A 2,637-nucleotide genomic window follows, 5' to 3' on the forward strand; every position below is an offset into this window, starting at 1 on the left:
GTAACCGTCCACCAGCACCATTCCGTGCGTTGGGTTGACGGCTATTTCTTGAGCTGTCGACGTCTTGCACGTCGGACTCGCTTGCGGTCGGCTGCTTGTCGTCGTTCGTCTTGTCGGTAGTCGCGGATGGATTCCGGGTGTGAGTCTCTCCAGGCATGTGGACTCAGCGCTGACCAGTCGGTTTCGCCAGCCAGGGCTCGGCGTAGCACATCATCCAGATACGCGTGAACGTCCAAGTCATTGCGGATCGCTGTCCCGATGATCGTCATCAAGTTCGCCGCTCGTTCACCTGCCGACAACGAGCCTTTGAACAACCAATTCTTGCGGCCCGTCGCCACTCGCTTCATCAACTGCTCGCAGTCGTTGTTGTCGATCGGAACGCGAGCATCCTCGGTGGAGCGATTCAGTGCCGCCCAGTGTCGACGCACGTACGCTGCCGCCTGGCCAAGATTGCTTTTGGGAAGAACCTTCGGTGAGCTCATCGCTTCGCTCTCCAGGTATTCCTCGATCGACCCAAGCACGTGACGCGAGAGGCTTTGCCGCCGCGACAGTCGCTCTGCGTCATCAAGAGTCTTGATTTGATCCTCGATGTCGTAAAGCATCCGAATCAACGATTCCAGCTTCGCCACTTGGATCGGGAACGCACCGCGGCACTCGTCAATCTTGCGACGCGCATGCGCCCAGCACGCCGCGAACGTGATTCGCGAGTCGCTGCGCACATCGATCTTTTGAAAGCCTGACCAGCAGTCGCCGATCAGCGTGCCTTCGTAATCCGCCAGCACATCATCGGGGCCGTCACGGTGACGACTGACCGTGAAGTCGAACGCGACCACCGGAAGACGCGATGCGTAATAGCCCCAGAAGTTCGCTTGGATGCTTGGTTTGCCAGAGGCGATCGCCTTTTCAAGCACTTCGCCGATTCGCTCAGCGCGTGGATGATTTGACAAGTCGGGAATCGCCGTGGGCGTGATCAGCACCACGCCTGTGTCATCACAGCCCACGCAAGCGTCTGTCTTGAGAAAAGACCGCAAGTGTTCGGCCAGTGGGCGGAGCGCGAACTCGACAGAGGTTTCGATATTCGCCAGCGTGCTGCGACTTGGCGTCCAGCCGCAGCCACCGAACAGGTCTTGCTGGCGGTAAAACGGCAGGTGATAGAAGTACTTCCAGGCAATGACTTCGACACCGACCGAAGCGTCGAAGCGATCACCGGCGACCAGTCCGGTGGGACGCTCGGGACTGATGATCGCCGGCTCTTCGTCGGCACGATTCTTTTCAACCGGAAGAGCGTATTTGGCGTACTTGTTGATGCGGACACGAAGCTCGGGCCGGATCCACTCGAGCGTTTCGACCTCGTCATAGCCGATCAGCTTCAGTCCCTCGCGTCGATCTTCGGGAAGGTCCACGATCCGCTCAACTCGCGGCAAGTGCTCGGGGAACTTGCGGTCGCTCTTGCGAGGTGGCCTGCTGCGTCGTTTCTGTTTTTCTTCCTCGGCGTCTTCAATGACCTGTTCTGCTTCCCGAACGGCTTCTTCCAACGCACTGACCACTTCGGGCGTGGCTACCTCGCCGAGGTCCAGAAACAGTTGGCCGTCGCCGTCGACGCGGCGTTCACTCCGTCTGCCAAAGAGTTGCTGAAGCAGCTTGTCGACCTTCAGCTGTAGGTCGATGTTCTTTTGTTCGAGCTTGTCGTTGTGATTCTTCAGCTCGAGGACCGAGTGGGCTTGCTCTTCGACTTGCGACTGCAAGCTTGCGACCATCCGGCGAAGAGCCTCCATGTCATCAGGCATTTGCCTTGAGTCACTAGGCAGTTGAACGTTCGTTGATCGCTTCGCATCCATGGTGCGCAATTATACGAAACGCACCCTGGATGCAAAGTGTTCTCATTAAGCAACTTTCATTCGTTTGCGCCTTGTCTTGGCTGACTTCAGCGACACGCCAGCGATCCACATCGCGAGTTCGACCGAATCAATCGTGACATGTGCCTGCTCGCATTGGGACGTCGGCAACTCGACGGTGCCTTGTTCGAGCCGCCTGTACCACAATGTCAAACCACCGGTTTCCCACCAGAGGGCTTTGATGCGGTCTCGCTTCCGATTGACGAATAGAAACAGCGAGCCGTCGGTAACGCTCTTGTCCAGCGAGGTGGTGACAATGCCGGTCAGGCCGTCAAAGCCTTTTCGAAAGTCGACCGGCTCGGTGCACAGATAGATCGGCGTGCCATCAGGCAATCCGATCATGGCCGATCCTCCTTTCGTGAATTTGGCGGCGAACCCGTCGGTACTTCGACACGAATGCGAATGCCACCGGGAAGTTCAATCGTCGCGCTGGCGTGATTGGGTGCGGGAGCGGGACGCTCCGGTGTGGCTTGGAACGTGACGGGCACGAACTTGGCCACCGCATGGGCTTTCGGATCTTGTGCCGAACGCAGCTTGCGTTTCCAGTTGTAGAAAGAAGGCTGCGAAACACCTTCGGCAGCACAGAATTGAGCGACCGTCATCTGAGCTTGCTCAAATCGCTGCAGGCGTTGCGTCCAAAGCGTCGCGGTTTCGGCTCGGGGCATCGGATTTCTCCATTGGGAAACAAAGTAAACCCAATAGCCTAAAACCCGCGTCTACAACGGTTCTGGTGAACGGTTAC

At 57.8% G+C, this 2,637-nt stretch carries 3 protein-coding genes; all 3 read right to left on the bottom strand.

The genetic code is table 11. From position 1 onward, the window contains the following. Positions 1-41 precede the first annotated feature (41 nt). Positions 42-1,787 carry an IS66 family transposase gene (locus NB063_RS28515; protein ID WP_250932494.1) on the bottom strand — a complete coding sequence of 582 codons (1,746 nt, stop codon included), beginning with the start codon at positions 1,785-1,787 and terminating at the stop codon, positions 42-44. Between the two features lie 96 nt (positions 1,788-1,883). After that, complete coding sequence (gene tnpB, locus NB063_RS28520; RefSeq protein ID WP_250932496.1) at positions 1,884-2,237, bottom strand: IS66 family insertion sequence element accessory protein TnpB; 354 nt, start codon at positions 2,235-2,237, stop codon at positions 1,884-1,886. Next, positions 2,234-2,560, bottom strand: coding sequence for an IS66 family insertion sequence element accessory protein TnpA (gene tnpA / locus NB063_RS28525; protein WP_250932498.1), 327 nt, complete (start codon positions 2,558-2,560; stop codon positions 2,234-2,236). Before tnpA ends, tnpB begins: the two co-directional genes overlap by 4 nt. Between the last annotated feature and the right edge of the window lie 77 nt (positions 2,561-2,637).

Origin of the sequence: Aporhodopirellula aestuarii (genome assembly GCF_023701485.1) — a bacterium.
Classification (GTDB): domain Bacteria; phylum Planctomycetota; class Planctomycetia; order Pirellulales; family Pirellulaceae; genus Rhodopirellula; species Rhodopirellula aestuarii.

Bases quoted from the DNA above. Each gene is read 5' to 3' on its own strand.
- tnpA (WP_250932498.1), bottom strand. From the start codon at position 2,560: ATGCCCCGAGCCGAAACCGCGACGCTTTGGACGCAACGCCTGCAGCGA.
- tnpB (WP_250932496.1), bottom strand. From the start codon at position 2,237: ATGATCGGATTGCCTGATGGCACGCCGATCTATCTGTGCACCGAGCCG.
- NB063_RS28515 (WP_250932494.1), bottom strand. From the start codon at position 1,787: ATGCCTGATGACATGGAGGCTCTTCGCCGGATGGTCGCAAGCTTGCAG.